This is a genomic window from Olivibacter jilunii (assembly GCF_900607235.1).
Taxonomy (GTDB): Bacteria; Bacteroidota; Bacteroidia; order Sphingobacteriales; family Sphingobacteriaceae; genus Olivibacter; species Olivibacter oleidegradans.
The window spans coordinates 1-17,208 of record NZ_LR027850.1; the positions used below are offsets into that span (position 1 = coordinate 1).

Below are 17,208 nucleotides of genomic sequence, written 5' to 3' on the forward strand. Positions count from 1 at the left end.
ATACCGAAGGTATTTTCACTTATCAATAAGGCTATTCAGTAATCAAAGATTAATTAGCGGATTTGCTTATTAGTAAATAATAGTAATAAATAATTGAAACTATGAGAATGAAATTTCTTGTACTCATCTTATTGATGGGTGCTTCGGGGATATCCTATGCCCAAAATACCTTTCCCTCGACGGGGAATGTGGGGATAGGTACAAGCAGTCCAACGGCTCCTTTGGATATCAAGAAAAGTCCGGAATCCAATAGTGCAGAGCGATTTTTTAAGGCAACCGTTTCAGATGCTGTGGGTGACGAGATAACTATAGAAAATGTAACGGGAATAAATGGCGTTTTCGTGCCGGGAATCAAAGGATTGAGGTCAACAGATAATCGATTCGCATTGACTTTACTGGGTGTACTTGCCGGTTCAGACATTGATGCTGGAACTAATGCAGTAATGGCTTTTGATGCGCGTCTGACTACAAGCAAAATCGTTAACAGGCCTTTATTTGTTTGGAAGAGCTATACAACCGATTACATGACAATGTCAAGTAATGGAAATCTGGGCATTGGCACAGCTACTCCACAGGCCAAACTAGCCGTAAACGGCAATATCCTAGCTAAAGAGATCAAAATAAAAACAGATATATCCGTTCCAGATTATGTTTTCGAACCGGATTATAAAATGCGATCACTTGCCGAAATCGAAAATTATGTAAAGGAACATAAGCACCTTCCGGAAATTCCTTCAGCGAAGGAAATTGGAGAGCAAGGGCTGGATCTGGCAACGATGAACCTGCTTTTATTGAAAAAGGTGGAGGAGCTGACTTTGCATGCAATATATAATGAAAAAGCAAGGGAAGAACAGCAACTTTTGATTAAAAAACAAGAGAAGGCTATTGTTCAATTGACCAAACGTATCGAATACCTGGAATCACCAGAACAAAACAAATAAGTGCAATAAATCTTTTATATGAAGCATTATTATATAAGCGCAATTTTTCTTTTTATTTTTTCCGCATGTGTCTATGGGCAACAAGAAAACGGAGCAAATAGAGTTACCTTACCGTCCATCCAAAATCCGCAGGCGGCAAGTCTAGGAAAATTTGGGATGTACCCGGTGGCTGAATATACCGGTGTAATTCCAATAAATATCCCCCTTTTTGAAATTGATGTAAAAGGCTATAAAATACCTTTTTCCCTTTCTTATCATGCGTCGGGCATTAAGCTGCAGCAAATGGAAACCGAAGTGGGTTTAGGCTGGAGTTTATCGGGCATCGGCGTGATCAGCCGATCCGTTATCGGCGTTCCCGATGAAAAAACAATGGGTAGTTATAATATTGTTCCCAAAACTGCTCCACAGCTAATCAGTGAAGCAAGTGGCGCCACATCTCAGTCTGATATTATGACCAAGAGGGTAAGGCTACGGGCGATTACCGAAGGAAAGGGCGAGGACACACATACAGATATTTATTTTTATAACCTACCTAAAGCGTCGGGCAAATTTATTGTAAATAATAAAAACCAATATTATACGATTCCCTACGCACCTATTAAAATTGATAGGGGCACGGTTTTATCTAATCTTTATAACTCCTATCCTTTTATACTCAAAGACGATGAGGGGGCAGTGTATGAATTTAACAGTTATACTTATTCTGTTCCCGACAATTTTGAACCGTTGCAGGGAAATGCCATCATCAGCAGTTGGTACGTAGATAAAATATCGTTGCCGCATTACAATGAAGTAGTCGATTTTCAATATAATGAGGTTTTTAATTTGGAAGAAACAATGTACCAGGAGCAGAGCATCGGTTATTCCCCCAATGCTGACGGTTCTTTAACGGCACTCGGAGGATCGATTTCTTTATCGCCCGGAAATATCAACCACAAAACCTATTTAGTCAGCCAAATTACATATGGTAATGGTAAAGTAGTTTTTAACTATAAAGATTCTCCCAACCTGACTGTATCCCGCTCAAAATTCTTGGATGAAATCTTGATATACAATAAAGCAAATGAGCTGGTCAAAAAACTGACATTTAAATACGAAATACCGTCTTCCAGAGTGAAATTAACTGCCGTGACTACAGTCGATCTGACTAACCCGACCTTAAGTGGGGTTTATAAAATTTCATATAACAACCTGCATTTTCCAGGTAGAAATAACGGCTATGGATTTCAGAGCGATTACTGGGGGTATTATAATAGCGGTGGAAACACATCTTTCATTCCAAGCGTTCAAGTAAAAAAATCTTCCATCGGCGTATCTTCAGTAGCGCCTTGGGGTTATCAGCAAGAGCAAACCTATTCCGTTGGCAGTGCCAATAGGGCCGTGGACACCAACTTTAACCGGGCGGAGATGATTTCTAAGATCGTCTACCCGACGGGAGGTTATACGGAATTTGTTTTTGAATCCAATCGCATATTCGAGCAGGAAATCATAAGCCCTGACGTAACACATTGGTTTGGTGGGGGAACGAGTGGAAAGGGAAGTGCGACAAAAAGCGAGAACGTTTATTTATTCTCTTATGAAGCCGGGAACGTTGCAAAATATAACACTCAACCTAAACTTAACCTCACATTTGGTCCTCCAACACCAATAAACGGTGCTGTGCGGGACTATACGCAATTGGTAACGTTAAAAGATCTGACCACCAATGCGGTATTGTTAACAAAATGGCATGATGCTAATCCATCGTTACCTCTTCAGTTTTCAAAAGATTTAAGTTTAGAGGTAGGACACAATTATGAGCTAAAGGTAACGATTTATGGTGTAAGCTCTTATACTAATGGCTATATGACATCAACGGTAGACGCCTCTGTTAGCTGGGTCAGTAATGCCAATATCCTGGGTGACGTTGAAAAAATTGTTGGGGGGCAACGAATTAAAAGTATCAAAAGCTACAATCACGATGGTGTTCTTGTCAATAGCGAAGAATATCGGTACGGCACCAATGAAAGCGGTGTCGGAACATCACTTTTTGATCCTAAAATTTTCTATAAGAATTATCTCGATCAAAAAATGTACACCTTTTGGAGTGCGCCTGGTAATATGGCGAATCCAACAAGAAGGGTTGATTACTGGCAACGAAAATATTTTGGAATAAGCGAGTATTCCAGCGTGGGATTGAACGGGTGTCCTGCCTTTTACAGTCAGGTTACTCGATATACCCATTCAAATAATGGTACTTCGAAATTTAAGGAGGTACGAAATTATAAGCTCAATAATAGCAAAACCTATGAATCAGTTGATTACTTAAACTCCAAAAATTACGGTGCTTATTCATTTTTGCTTTTTAATCCTGTTCCCGTTAGCGAAATATCCTATAACAGCCTCAATCAGCCGGTTTTTAAAAAGGAGCGATCGTACTCATATTTCAAAGGGGCAGTTTTTACGCCTACCTTAGTGTTTGAGGATTATTATTTCGAGGTTCCCACCTATGCATTGCCGGGAGGTTATATCTTAGAACCTAATATCTCAACGGAATTTAGGTTTACAGGTTCGAATTTACGAACCGAGGTCCAACTACCGATAAAGGAACTGGAAAAAATGTACACGTTTTCAAATGGAATAATACAGGATAGTATTATTCAAACCAAGGATTTTGAGTATACAGCTGCCTATGTAATTCAGCCATCGTTGATAAAGCAGTCTGACTCTAGGTCAGGGGTTACTCAGATTAGAAACTATTATCCGGACGACATATCGTCTACGACCTTAAATGGGGGCAATTTGACTGCCGAACAGTTAAGTGCGATCCAGCTTTTGAAAAATAATAGCAGTCATCGGGTTGCCATGCCGATTCAGGCGGAAGTATATAACAATAGCAGCTTAGTTTCAATGCAAAGGAATCTTTATGGAAATTTTAGCGGCCAATCTCGCCTCAGTAAGGTAATTGAGAAAAAAGGTCTGTCTTCATCTTTTAATACATTGGCTGATTATCTGTCTTACGATACCTATGGTAATCCACTGGAAATAAAACAAAAAGAAGGAGCTAGTGCCGTCTATCTATGGGGTTATAATGGGCAATACCCGATTGCTAAAATTGAGAATGCGACCTATGCGCAGGTACTGGCTGCTCTGGGTAGTAATAGCAGTACGATTATTTCCCAATTAAATTCTGCGACAGTGTCTGAAGCGCTTGTTCGAAGTACCGTTCAGACTCTTCGCACAGCTTTGACAAATGCACTGGTGACCACTTATACCTATAAGCCACTCGTTGGCATGACTAGCGCAACGGACCCATCGGGCAGGACCACCTATTACAATTACGACGGCTTTGGAAGGTTGAAGGAAACAAAGGATACCCAGAGCAAAACGACCGGTACCTATGAATACCATTACAGATAAAAAAGAGAATAAAATTATGATCAGGTTCTTTATAAAAAGAAAAGCAATATCGCCCGATAAGATTATCGGAAGTGAAAATTCTTCAGGCCATATCCATCAATGCAGGAGGTTCCTGTTTATAGCATTCGCGCTGGGCTGTTCCTTCAGGGTTTCGGCGCAGACCAACAGATTCCCGTCGGACGGCAATACCGGTATCGGTACGGTCAGTCCCGAGGCCAAACTGCACATCGTGGAAGGGAACAATACCTTCAGGTTCAACAGGGGGGCGCTCAATGTAACACCCAATATGTCCATCGGGACCTCGGGAGGTAAATCGCTTGCGGTGCTCTCGGGCCTGAACGGGACAGCCTCTGTTTTTGACAATACGGGCACGTTCATGATCGCCGGCGATACCAGGGCCAATATAGATGGCGGTGGCAGCTCGGGAGGCACGCCCTACCTAACGGTCACGGGAGGCGGGTATGTGGGCATAGGTACGGTGAACCCACAGGAGCTGCTGACGGTGAACGGGATCATAAAGTCCAGGGAGGTAAAGGTGGAGAGCGGGGTATGGCCCGATTACGTGTTCGCGGCGGGCTATAAAATGCCCGGTCTGGCGGAAGTGGAAAAATACATAAGGGAGCATGGGCACCTGCCGGGAATCCCGGGGAAGGAAGAGGTGGCAAGAGAGGGGGTCGGCCTGGCCGAAATGAACCGGAAACTGCTGGAGAAGGTGGAGGAGATTACCCTGCTGCTGATCGAAAACGAGAAGATAAGGGAAAGCCAGGCGAGGGAAATGAAGGAGCAGGCGGCACGGATAGACCGCCTGGAAGACCTGTTAACGACCGGTAAACGAAGATAAGACTTTAGCTATATGAGATCGATCTACAAACTATACGCCGCTTCACTGCTGTTATCATTTACAGCTGTAAAGAGCCGGGCCCAGCTGGTACTGAGCAGCCCGAATACGACGGGGACCTATACGAACGGGGTGAGCATCACGCTGCGGCCGGGTTTCAGCACGACGAGCTTCCATGCCTATATAACGAGCATATTACCGCCCGTGGCGCTGGGCAGCAGCCCCAGCGCGGACCGGAACTACATCCGGACGCGGACGTACCTGAGCCCCGCTGTGTCGGCCACACCGCAGACCAATGAGATCATGGAGGATATAAGCTATTACGACGGGCTCGGACGACCTGTTCTAACAATCGGCACCAAGGCGGGCCCGAGCTACAAGGATATCATCAGTGCCCAGAGCTACGATGCCTTCGGGCGGGAGGACCGGAGCTACCTTCCGTATTCAAGCGGCTCGACGGCGAGCGGGAGCTATAAGGCCTCGGCGGTCACGGACCAGGCCGCCTTCTATAATACACCGCCGGCAGGGGTGGTGGCCATTGGCAGACCGGCAAGCGGTGTTACCCCTTCGTTCAGCCGTCCGGTGTACGAGGCGAGCCCGCTGAACCGGGTGCTGGAACAGGCCTTTCCGGGCGCCACCTGGCAGCCCGCCGCAACACGGGGCACCACTTCGGGGCGTACGGTGGTAACGGAATATACCACCAATAACACAACGGGCATTACCGACCTGGTCAATACCCGGCTGGCCAGGCTGTACACGGTCACCTATGCAGCGGGTATACCCAAGCTGAACCTTGCGGGGAACTACGCAGCGAACCAGCTCTACGTAACGGTGAGGAAGGACGAGAACTGGACCGGGGGCAGCGGCTTTGCCGCCAGGCTGAATACCACGGAAGAGTATACCGACAAGCAGGGCAGAGTGGTGCTCAGACGTACCTTCAATGCCGACGGGAACAACAGCGGCACCCCCAACGAGATCCTGAGCACCTATTACGTGTACGACGATTTCGGCAACCTCTGCTTCGTACTGACGCCGATCTCGAATGCCGATGCGGCACTTCCCGCACAGGCAACGCTGGATGCCTACTGTTACCAGTACCGTTACGACAGACGGAACCGGATGACACATAAAAAGGTGCCCGGCAAGGGGATGGAATATTTCAACTACAATCCCCTTGATCAATTGGTATTCCATATGACGGCCCGTGATTCGACGGAGGAGTACAGCGGGTTCGGCAATGCCGATACCAGCCAGCGCTACCACCGTTTCTACAAATACGACGGCCTTGGCCGGATGATCATCACGGGGTGGGAGAAAGGGCGTGTGGGCCTGCAGTCGCAGATCGACCAGTGGATATCGGCACACCCGACGCATTGGGAGGAGCGCAGCAGTGCCACGGGGAACCTGCACGGTTACACCAACAACGCCATGCCGCAGGATGCCTCGCTTTTCGATATATTGGAGGTTAACTATTACGACCGCTATGACGGTATCGGCCTGCCCGCCAATCTCAATAAGACCACGGCCGCGGGCGTCTCGGCAAAGACCCAGGGTTTATTGGTCGCCAAAAAGACGAAAGTGATCGGCTCGAACAACGTCTACCTGTGGACGGTGTACTACTATGACGAGCGGGGCGACAATATACGGACGCTGAGCCAGCACTATAAGGGCGGGGCCTATAACCTGAACAATTATGACGATGTCATCAACGAATATACCTTCACGCACAAGCTGAGTAAAAGCATCCGCAGCCATTATGCGGGCGCTGTCACGGCAGCGTTGACGGTGACCACGGAGTACCGCTATGACCACCGCGACAGGCTGATCGATACCTGGAAGACGGTAACGGGGGGCCAGCGGACGCTGCTGGCACGCAACGAATACAACGAAATCGGCCAGTTGCGGAAGAAGAACCTGCACGGGGGCACGGACGGGAACGGCTTTGCCCAGAACGTGGCCTACAGCTACAATGCGCGGGGATGGCAGACGATCCGCGAGTCGCACCTGTTCTCGGAGAAGCTGTTCTACGATGACGGTTTTTACCCGCAGTACAACGGGAACATCAGCGCACAGGACTGGTGGCGCAACGGCGGGGTATATTCGGGCAATTATGCCTATGGCTACGATTATACCAACAGATTGATCGAGAGCTTCCTTCCCAATGGCAAATGGCGCGAATGGGTGGTTTATGACAAGGTGGGGAACATCAAAGCGCTGAAACGTTACGACGGCGGGGGCGAGGTGGACAACCTGGCCTATGGCTACAATACATCCGGCAGGCTATCTACGGTGTCGGATGCGAACACGACAACGACGGCGGGGTTCATGCTGCCGGGAACGACCGGCTACACCTACGATGCCAACGGAAACATGACCAAGCGGGTGAACACGGCCAATACGGGGAACAACATCACGGCCACGGTGTACAATTACCTGGACCTTCCGCAGGCGGTGACGACCCCGACGGGCACGGTGAACTACACCTACGACGGTTCGGGCAGGAAACTGCGCAGGGTGACCGGCACGGAGACGGTCGACTATGTCGACGGCATCCAGTACCGGGGCACGGCCATCGACTTTATACAGACGGAGGAGGGACGGATCTACAACAGCAGCGGCACCTATGTGTACGAATATACGCTGACGGACCACCTGGGCAATGCACGGGCGAGCTTCGATATCAATAACGGCTCGGCACGGGAGATCCAGCACGATGACTACTATCCTTTCGGACTTACTTTCAACAGTTATGTATCGGGCGTAAAAAATAACTATCTTTACAACGGAAAGGAATTGCAGGACAGGCTGAAGCAGTACGATTACGGGGCGAGGTTCTATGATCCGATGATCGGCAGGTGGGGCAGCGTGGATCCTTTGGCTGAAAGCTTCGAATCACATTCACCGTACAATTACGGGCTGAACAATCCGATTATAATGATTGACCCTACAGGTATGGCTGCGAGTCCAATTTATGATGAAGAAGGAAAGTTTTTGGGGACAGATGATCAAGGGCTTCAAGGGAAAGCTATTGTAATGAATCAAGAGAACTTCAAACAGGGAATGAGCCATGAAGATGCGCTGAAAAATAATCTGGGAGAAAAAGGCTTGAAAGATGAAGCGGCAAAATCCAATCTTTTAGAGAATTATGCCAGTTTGAAAGATCGACCCGATTATGATGGGCATGTAACCTTAGATGAGGCAAATAAATGGTTCAGAGAGGGGAATGGAGATCCTTTATTTGTCGATTTATCGAAAATCGATTTGTCCGCAATTAGTCAAAGTGATTTCAAAAGAGCTGGTAAGGTGAATTATTTTCAGACATTGTTTAATTCTAAGGACGGGCGTGTATATGGCAATATAGGCTTGAAACTAGAGAATGGGCGTGCCAGAGGGGATTATGATACTTATGACTTCGACATAAAGAGGTTCGATTCTAAGACAACAAAAATGTCGCCAGCACAGCTGATTATCAGAAATGCTGCGACTCAAATAGGCAATGCTTATGCAGGTGAAGGTAAGGCTTATAAGATTTATTTTAATGGTACAGTATCAATCAGAAAAAAATGAAATTGGATAAAATAAAAGTTGTTTTAGGTCTAATGCTACCCGTTGTGGTGTGTTTGTCGTCGTGTTCTTATTCTTCGAGTGATTATACCGACGATTTAGGAGATGATTATTTGTTTGTGAGTGAGAGTAACGCTAATCAGATTATTAGCGGTCCAAATGATACTACTTTTCGCGGATTGATACCTTGTACAGTAATAGCTTATGAGTTCGATGGAAAGAACATTATTGCAAAACAGAAAAATAATCCGGAGTGTGATGACAGGAATCTAACCGATACTTTGATAAGTTATTGGATAATAGATAAAAAGAAAAATATCAGTTATGGCCCTTTGGACTCTATGTCTTATATTCAGAAGAGGCAAGAACTATCGGTTTCCTCATCACTGAACTTTTGATAAAACAAAATGTACAAAAATATAGCCTCGGCAACCGTCGGGGCCATATTTTTATTGCGCATAGGTCTTCCTTAGTAAGAAAGTCTGGCGGGCAATTGCCGGGCCTTCTTATTTAAAATTGCTTGCGTTTGCTTGTTAAATTTTCACTTTTTTGCCAGGATATGCGGCTATTGAGCGAGTTACTTTTGCTTATTTTTATACTCCTTGGCAAATTTCTTTAAAGCTGCAATTAGCATCGGGTTATTAACCATAACGACTTTGCCTTTCTTTTCGTCAAAATGCTCAACTTCGTAAGGTAAGCCCTCAATTTTATGGAGTCTGTTTAGCTCCTCCTCTAGTGCTTTTGCTAACCCTGTATTTATCCGTCCTTGGGGCTCTAGAAGATCCCTATTATCCTTTTCCAGCAATTCGCCAATTTGATTCAAATTATCATCAGTTGGTTGAAAATTGTTTGAGTTCCAGCTACTAACAGTTGTATAGTCTACGTCTACCCATAGCGATATAAGTCGGGATGAAGCCCCCACATCTTTTGCTACTTGTTTGATTCTGTTACTACTTTTCTTATTTGGAGTCTTCTTCTTTGCCATAAAAATCTTCTTTTAAAGTTTGTGTATGACTCAAACTTTTTATATATTTGTTTTGTAATTAGATTATAGCGACAATAGGAGAGAAGTGTTTATAAGCTTCTTTACAACGATGTTACTCACAGTAGAAAACCGCTAAAATTTCCATGTGAGTTGATCGTGGGGTCGCCTTTATTGGAATTTTATATCTTTGTAGATATTATCCAATAGGGCGTTCTCCATGTTAGACTCTGTGGAACCATGATTTCGGTCGTGGGGTTCTTAGCGGTACCACTACCAGAGCTTTGGAGTTCGTCCTATTGGTTGTTAAACCAATAGTCATATTTTCAAAGCTTCGGAGCTGACATCGTTCACATAAACTCTAAGTATTATGAGGACGATACAAACCAAACCGACCAACTATTTAAGCCGCAAATTATTTGTGATGCCAGGCATTAACAATGGCACCTTGCGGCCACGTCCCAAATCCTTACAAAACCACTTAAAGAACATTATCACTTCACCCGAATAAGGCTGTCAAAAGATAAACAGACTGCGGATAGCATAGGGAAGTAGCAAAGAAGCTCAACCCGAAGCAGGCTTTAAAAAGCCATATCCCCGTCTGTTGCCGACCCTATGTTATAAGTAAACCAAGTTTTGCTTAGGTTTTAAGATAGGCCGGTTCTTTTGGTTATCGCAATTAGTCATAAAGATACAGGCTTCCTCTTAAACCGGCAAATTTTTGCGTCTTCTTAAAGACATGTGGGTCGGTTTTTATAAGATTTTAACACCTAAATCGAATTAAATCGACCGAAATGAAAGCATTTTTACGCTTAGTGAGAGAGGTATGTGCTGTTGGGAAACTATCAGTTCAAGCCCTCTCTCGAACATATAAAATAGTAGGTACGGCGCGCAAGCGTTCGCTAATGATGCCTGCCTGCCGTAGGCAGGAGTGTGAGCGATTAGTGATGAGTGCGCTCGTTTCCTTTGGTCGGAGATTTCTCCGTTCCGCTCTGTCCACATCACTTCCCTCAGTCGAAATGACGAGAGGGAAGGTCGGGCTCGGATCTCTCGACAGGTTCGAGGTGACGTTCGGTAAACCGGCAGTGCCGCATAGTGCTAAGGCCCGGCGCGCCCTTAAACCTTACAGCTTACACCTTATACCTCTTAACTACCTTAAGCCCTACACCATATACCTTACAGCCTTAAACGTCTTGTTCTGTGTTTGTTTGGCACACGCCCGGCAGTCCTCCTCCCTGGAGGCTGCCCATGGCGTGGCTTTATCCACGGATACCATTAAACCGCTACAAATAGGAGATACCATTCCGGAAGCGTTATGGCACATGCCCTTACAAACGGTAAAAGCAGGGCGGGCGGGAAGCACTACTATAACACTCAATGATTATAGAGGTAAGCTGATTATACTGGATTTTTGGGCGACTTGGTGTGTTCCTTGTGTTAAATCTCTAAAGAAACTTGATAGTTTAAAAACTATGCTCGGACAAGACGTAATTGTCATACCTACGGGTTATGAATCAGAGGCTAAAGTTTCCAATCTCCTTCAACGGCAACATATTGAATTGCCGTCAGTATATGGAGACACTGTGTTGAAGCGATACTTTCCACATCAGATTGTTCCGCATCAGGTGTGGATAAAAGATAATAAACTCCGTGTTATTTCCGATGCAGATTTTACGAACCTGGCGAATATTAAAAAAGTACTTATGGGTGATTCCATAGAAGGAGATGTAAAGAATGATTTTCTGTATCAGCAAGCTTTCCTGCAGCTTAACAACGCTTATGGTAAAAGATTAGGCAATGCTGTTTATTACACTGCGCTCACGGGATATGTACCTCAAATGAATGCTGTTTCCAATATTGTAACGAACACGATCAATAAAACCCGAAGGATAACGTTTATCAACCATTCGCTTTATACACTCTGTAAGAATGCGCTTTCGCTGGATTGGTTATTGCCCAATCGCATGCTTTTCATCGGTGTAGATAAGAAATCAGCTTTTTATGATGAGAGTTGCGGTTTAACTATTGACGAATGGCGTAAACAGTATGCAGTAAGCTATGAAGGTGCTCTGATTCAAGGCATGGGAGCGAACGAACTGAAAGAGCGCCTGTTTCAAGATCTGCACACCTTTAAGGGAATTGTTGTGAGGATAGAGGAGCGCAAAGAGAATTGTTATCTATTACAAAAATCAAAACCTTTCAACAAAACGAATATTGGTAAAGTAGCCTTCATGACGCAAAAGCGATTGCTCAATTTATTAAATCGGCAAAGTACAGTGCCCATACTGGATGCAACGGAATTGGAGGACGATGCACCCTTCCCCAAGATCAGTGTTAGTGACGTTAAAAGTTTGGAAGATTTTAATAAAGTATTGGCACCCATTGGGCTACGCTTAAAACCGGCTAAAAGGAAACTAAGCTTTCTGATTGTGGAAAAAATCTAATCATACCTAAACCAAATGAAATTAACCTTAACAACTAACCTATGTGCTTTACTCTTGTTTTTTAGTGTCGTTGCGAATGCACAAGTGCTTATCAAGGGTAATGTCTTTTCGACTATGGAAAATGAGCCCCTTATCGGAGCAACCGTAAAAGTGAACGGAAAGGCTGTTGCCGAGACGAAGAGTAGCGACGCTTTCTTTTCATTTATGAGTGATAGCTCGGAAGTCTGGGCGGAAATTTCCTATCTGGGCTACGAGACCAAACGATTAAGTCTTTATGCAAATCAACCTAATCTTGTTACACTTGATCCTATCACAGGAACTTTGGAGGAAGTAACCGTATCCACCGGTTATCAACAAATACCGAAGGAAAGGGCGACGGGCTCTTTTGAAAAATTAAACAACGAGCTCCTGAACCGATCTGTCAGCACAAATGTGCTCGACCGGCTCGAGGGAGTAAGCAATGGCTTGGCATTTGATAACCGAAATTATAATGTGAATCAGTCCGGTGGTAATCCCGCCATACGGATTCGCGGTGTTAGCACCTTGTTTTCTTCTTTAGACCCGTTAATAATTTTGGATAACTTTCCTTATGAAGGTAATATAAGCAATATTAACCCCAATGATGTGGCATCTATTACCGTGCTAAAGGATGCTGCAGCGAGTTCCATCTGGGGAGCGCGGGCAGGTAATGGCGTTATTGTAATAACAACCAAGAAATCTTCCGCTAATCAGCCTTTGCAGGTAAACTTCAATTCGAATGTGACCATTCAGAACAAACCCGATCTTCGTCGATTGCCGCTTATGTCATCTTCGGATTACATCGATGTTGAACAGATGCTGTTTGAAAATGGATACTATAACAATAGTGAACAGAGCCTCTCGAAGCCGGCGTTTACACCTGTAATCGAATATCTGATTGCCAGGCGTGATGGAATTTACACGGAGGAAGAAGCAAAGGTTTTAATTGACGATTTGCGGTCAAAGGATGTAAGGGACGATTTCTTGAAATATGTCTATAGAAATCAGGTAAATCAGCAGTATGCATTGAATGTGAGCGGCGGCAGCGCAAGCTACACCTATATGTTTTCCGCTGGTTACGACCGTAATATCGGGAATCGGTATGGCTTAACCGATACAAGAAGAACATTGCGTTTGGTAAATTCGATCAAACCGTTGAAAGGGATGGAAATCCAAACATCGTTACAGTGGACTTTACTCGACAACGAAAATACCAGTGCATCGGGTTATGGGCAGATTCGGGCAGCGGACAAAGATCTTTACCCTTATGCCCGGTTGGCAGATGGTTTTGGAAGCCCTTTAACTATTGCTAAAGATTATCGGAAAAGTTATACGGATACAGCAGGGAGGAATAGGCTGCTCGATTGGAATTACTTCCCGCTGCTGGAAAAAGGTAGGTCAGAAACTAAAGAGCAGGACTTACTCTTTAACGTAGGGGTAAATTATGAGATTACAGAAGGCTTCAGCGCTGAACTTAAGTATCAGATGGAGCGGGGTACAAACCAGATAGACTATTTCCGTGGACTTGATACCTACTATACGCGCGACCTGATCAATCGGTTTACGCAGATAGATAATGGCGTTATCAGTTATCCGGTGCCGATGGGCGGCATTTTGGAGAATACACAAAGTAGGCTCCAGGCACATTATGCCCGTATGCAACTGAATTACAAAAAGAACTTTGGCAGTTTGCATGAATTGGTGGCTTTGGGAGGCGCTGAGTTGAGGGAGACAAATTCAAGTAGTATGCGAAGTACCATTTATGGCTATAATGATCGCTTGCTTACTTATGCGCGTGTAGATCAGGTAACGAGATTTCCAATCTATGATAACTTAGGCGGTCTCAGTACAATTCCCGGAGAACCCTTTCAGTTCAGCGATAACACCTATCGTTTTGTTTCGGCTTTCTTAAATGCGTCTTATTCCTACAAGGCACGGTATATAATTTCAGCTAGCGCTAGACGGGATGCCTCGAATTTATTTGGAGTAAAGAGTAATCAGAAGGGAGTGCCTTTATGGTCGGTCGGAATGGCCTGGAACATTGCTGACGAACCGTTCTGGCGGGTGAAATGGGTAGATGGCCTGAAGCTCCGGACAACCTACGGATACAGTGGAAATGTAGACAATTCTAAGTCGGCACTCACTACTATTAGCTACGCTCCTTCCAATCCATATAACAACTTGCCTTATGCCAATGTAGTTAACCCGTCTGACCCATCTTTACGTTGGGAGCAAGTCGGTACGTTTAATGCCGGCTTGGATTACTCCTTATTCGGAGGCAGGTTAAACGGAAGTTTTGAGTATTACGGGAAAAATACCAAGGATCTTTTTGCATCTACACCGATAGACCAGACCACCGGTTTTCTCAACTTCGTTCGGAACAGTGCAACAACCCACGGTAAAGGCTTTGATGCCCAAATGAATGGATACGGGAATATAGGCGCCTTTAAGCTAGCGGCAAACTTGTTGTTAAGCTATAACCGAACAAAGGTACTCGAATATTTTTCGGAAAGCGCCCGCGCGAGCTCTTATATTAATAATGGGGTCTTCATTTCGCCTAAGAAAAATGAACCGATCTATATGTTATACAGTTACCGATGGGGAGGTTTGGATAGCGATGGCAATCCGCAAGGGTATGTGGGTGATGAATTAACAACAGATTATCGCAGGATCAGCCGGGAAACTACTTTCGAGGATCTTGTCACAAACGGTTCATCGGTGCCTCTCTATTTTGGTTCTTTCCGACCCAGCATTTCTTGGAGGGCAACTACCTTGTCGGCAAATATTTTATTCAGATGGTCTTATTACTTTCGGAGACAATCGATCAATTACAGTGAGCTCTTTACCAACGGAAAAACGCATGCTGATTACAGTTTGCGGTGGCAACATCCTGGCGATGAGCAGCACACGAATGTGCCCGGCCTGTCTTATCCCGCCAATTCGGCACGCGATGATTTCTACGCCAAATCGGAAATCCTGGTTGATAAAGCCGATCATATCCGTTTAAGGGATATTAGGTTGTCGCAAGACTTTGGCAATCTCCGAAAATGGCATATCCGAAATATCCAGGTTTTTATCTACGCAAATAATCTTGGGATTATTTGGAAAGCTACCAAATCGACGGAAGATCCTGAATATGGTACGGCTCTTGGGCCGCCCAAAAGTCTTGCGTTCGGTATTAATGTCTCTTTGTAAACTTAACGACTATGATAAAAATCAAGCTATTACTCCTTGTTGCTTCTTTTTCAATTTGTGCCTGCAATAAATATCTTGAACTGAAGCCTGATAAAACGATGGTATTGCCTGAGACAGAACAGGATATGCAGGCACTGCTCGATAATGTCAATTTTATGAATGCCGCTGAAAGCTCGCTGGGCGAAATGGCTGCTGACAACTACTACTTGACGGATAATGATTGGCAATCGCTCGACATTAATGATAGGGAACTGTATATATGGGGCAAAGATGTTTTTGGAACGGGATGGGGAAGCAACTATCGGACTATTATGTATGCCAATACGGTACTGGAAACATTGGAAAAGAATCCCTTAATAGATATTACAGCAAGAAATCGGTTAAGAGGTAGTGCGTTGTTTTTTCGCGGTAACACCTTGTTTCAGCTGGCGCAGTTATATATGTTGCCTTACGATAAGCAGATCGCTGCTACAGCACCGGGGCTACCGCTTAAGTTCACCGCGGCAATCGATGATCCTTCGGTTAGATCGAGTATGGAAAAAACCTATGCGCAAATCGAAATGGATTTGAGGGAGGCAGCTGCTTTGTTACCCAAGGAGAAACCACTTTTTCCAACCCGTCCAGGCAAAGCTGCTGCATTTGCCGGGCTTGCTCGTCTCCATCTTGTTATGGCCGATTTTGAGCAGGCAGAGCGTTTTGCTGATTCTAGCTTGATGCTTCATGCAACGTTGATCGATTACAATCAGGTCATGAATTCTGAAACTCCTTTCGCTCCCTTTAATGGGGAAACGATTTTTTATTCACGGTTTTCGGGCGGAGGTACCCTGAGCCAATCTTACCGCAAAGTAGATACAACCTTATATACCATGTATGCAGACGATGATTTGCGCAGGACTTTGTTTTTTCGTGAACAGGATGGCCATGTCTACTTCAAGGGTAATTACGATGGACAAAATACCTCCGCACTTTTTAATGGTATCACATCTGCTGAAATGCTATTGACGAAAGCAGAGTGTTTGGCTAGAAAGGGTAAATCCTCAGAAGCATGGAATGTGTTATCCGAACTCCTTCGCTATCGCTATTCAAATAATAATTTTAACGAATTTATGCCAATTGGAGCCACCAATGTATTAAACTTTGTTTTGAATGAGCGAAGAAAAGAGCTGCTGTTTCGGGGAATTAGGTGGGTTGATCTGCGGCGGTTAAATAAGGAAGAAGATTTAGCAACTGTGTTGACCCGGAACGTTCTTGGCAAAGAATATATAATGTTACCAAACAGTAGCAGATATGTTTTCCTTATACCGGACGATGTAATCCAGCAAAGCGGAATGGAGCAAAACGTACGGTAAGGTTATGCCGGGAAATTTTTCCCGGCATTGATCGCTACTCACGTAATGATACATGAGAAGTTTCCTGTTTGCTTTGGATCGCCTCGTCGATTTCATCCAGTAAAGTAGATGTAATGTCTGGCTGTTTTTGATTGTCCGGAGCATTTGGATTACTGACGTCTGCCTGAACCGCACAAAGGTTGTTTTGACCCGGGCAATTTGGCGCGGATGAACCGATATAAGAATAATTCGTTGGATCATCCATATCCCCGCCGTTGAAGGAAAACCAAGCGGTTACACGGACTTTCTTATCCGCTGTCGGTTTTTCCTTTGCATTTAAACTGAAATATAAGAACAATGCTAAAATAGCTCCGAAGAATGCGACGACAAGTAGTCGCGCGTTAAATATACGTGCCATATGTATACATGCATTTAAGGAAAATGCTACCTTTATTTTATACTTTTATGTTTTAGAATCGGGGCATCTTCAGGTCAGCCA

General features: G+C 44.8%; 11 protein-coding genes. 9 read left to right on the forward strand and 2 right to left on the reverse strand.

The genetic code is table 11. From position 1 onward, the window contains the following. Window positions 1-101 precede the first annotated feature (101 nt). Genes E0E36_RS11460 through E0E36_RS11480 form a run of 5 tightly spaced genes read left to right on the forward strand, consistent with a single transcriptional unit; the run spans window position 102 to window position 9,140 of the window. On the forward strand, window positions 102-941 hold the full coding sequence (locus E0E36_RS11460; RefSeq protein ID WP_130856064.1) for a hypothetical protein: 840 nt from the start codon (window positions 102-104) through the stop codon (window positions 939-941). Between the two features lie 18 nt (window positions 942-959). Continuing rightward, a complete protein-coding gene (locus E0E36_RS11465; RefSeq protein ID WP_130856065.1) occupies window positions 960-4,340 on the forward strand; it encodes an RHS repeat domain-containing protein in 3,381 nt (1,126 codons plus the stop codon). Continuing rightward, window positions 4,321-5,181, forward strand: coding sequence for a hypothetical protein (locus E0E36_RS11470; protein ID WP_130856066.1), 861 nt, complete (start codon window positions 4,321-4,323; stop codon window positions 5,179-5,181). The genes E0E36_RS11465 and E0E36_RS11470 overlap by 20 nt, the downstream gene beginning before the upstream one ends. A 12-nt stretch (window positions 5,182-5,193) precedes the next feature. After that, window positions 5,194-8,745 carry a DUF6443 domain-containing protein gene (locus tag E0E36_RS11475; RefSeq protein ID WP_130856067.1) on the forward strand — a complete coding sequence of 1,184 codons (3,552 nt, stop codon included), beginning with the start codon at window positions 5,194-5,196 and terminating at the stop codon, window positions 8,743-8,745. A gap of 32 nt (window positions 8,746-8,777) precedes the next feature. After that, on the forward strand, window positions 8,778-9,140 hold the full coding sequence (locus tag E0E36_RS11480; protein WP_165446968.1) for a DUF3997 domain-containing protein: 363 nt from the start codon (window positions 8,778-8,780) through the stop codon (window positions 9,138-9,140). A gap of 179 nt (window positions 9,141-9,319) precedes the next feature. Here E0E36_RS11480 and E0E36_RS11485 read toward each other — a convergent pair whose 3' ends face one another. Beyond that, window positions 9,320-9,727 (reverse strand): hypothetical protein, encoded by a 408-nt coding sequence (locus E0E36_RS11485; RefSeq protein ID WP_130856069.1) that lies wholly within the window; start codon window positions 9,725-9,727, stop codon window positions 9,320-9,322. Between the two features lie 367 nt (window positions 9,728-10,094). On the opposite strand from E0E36_RS11485, the gene E0E36_RS27740 reads away from it, so the two are divergent. From E0E36_RS27740 to E0E36_RS11500, 4 genes are all read left to right on the forward strand, one after another. After that, a complete protein-coding gene (locus E0E36_RS27740; protein ID WP_165446969.1) occupies window positions 10,095-10,235 on the forward strand; it encodes a hypothetical protein in 141 nt (46 codons plus the stop codon). A gap of 283 nt (window positions 10,236-10,518) precedes the next feature. Continuing rightward, a complete protein-coding gene (locus tag E0E36_RS11490) occupies window positions 10,519-12,168 on the forward strand; it encodes a TlpA family protein disulfide reductase (protein WP_130856070.1) in 1,650 nt (549 codons plus the stop codon). Window positions 12,169-12,183: 15 nt separating this feature from the next. Then, window positions 12,184-15,381 (forward strand): SusC/RagA family TonB-linked outer membrane protein, encoded by a 3,198-nt coding sequence (locus E0E36_RS11495; RefSeq protein ID WP_130856071.1) that lies wholly within the window; start codon window positions 12,184-12,186, stop codon window positions 15,379-15,381. 11 nt (window positions 15,382-15,392) lie between these two features. Then, window positions 15,393-16,730 (forward strand): RagB/SusD family nutrient uptake outer membrane protein, encoded by a 1,338-nt coding sequence (locus tag E0E36_RS11500; RefSeq protein WP_130856072.1) that lies wholly within the window; start codon window positions 15,393-15,395, stop codon window positions 16,728-16,730. A 34-nt stretch (window positions 16,731-16,764) separates the two neighbouring features. Here the strand turns inward: E0E36_RS11500 and E0E36_RS11505 are convergent, their stop codons facing one another. Then, entirely contained in the window at window positions 16,765-17,127 is a 363-nt protein-coding gene (locus tag E0E36_RS11505; protein WP_130856073.1) for a hypothetical protein, read from the reverse strand. Window positions 17,128-17,208 lie beyond the last annotated feature (81 nt).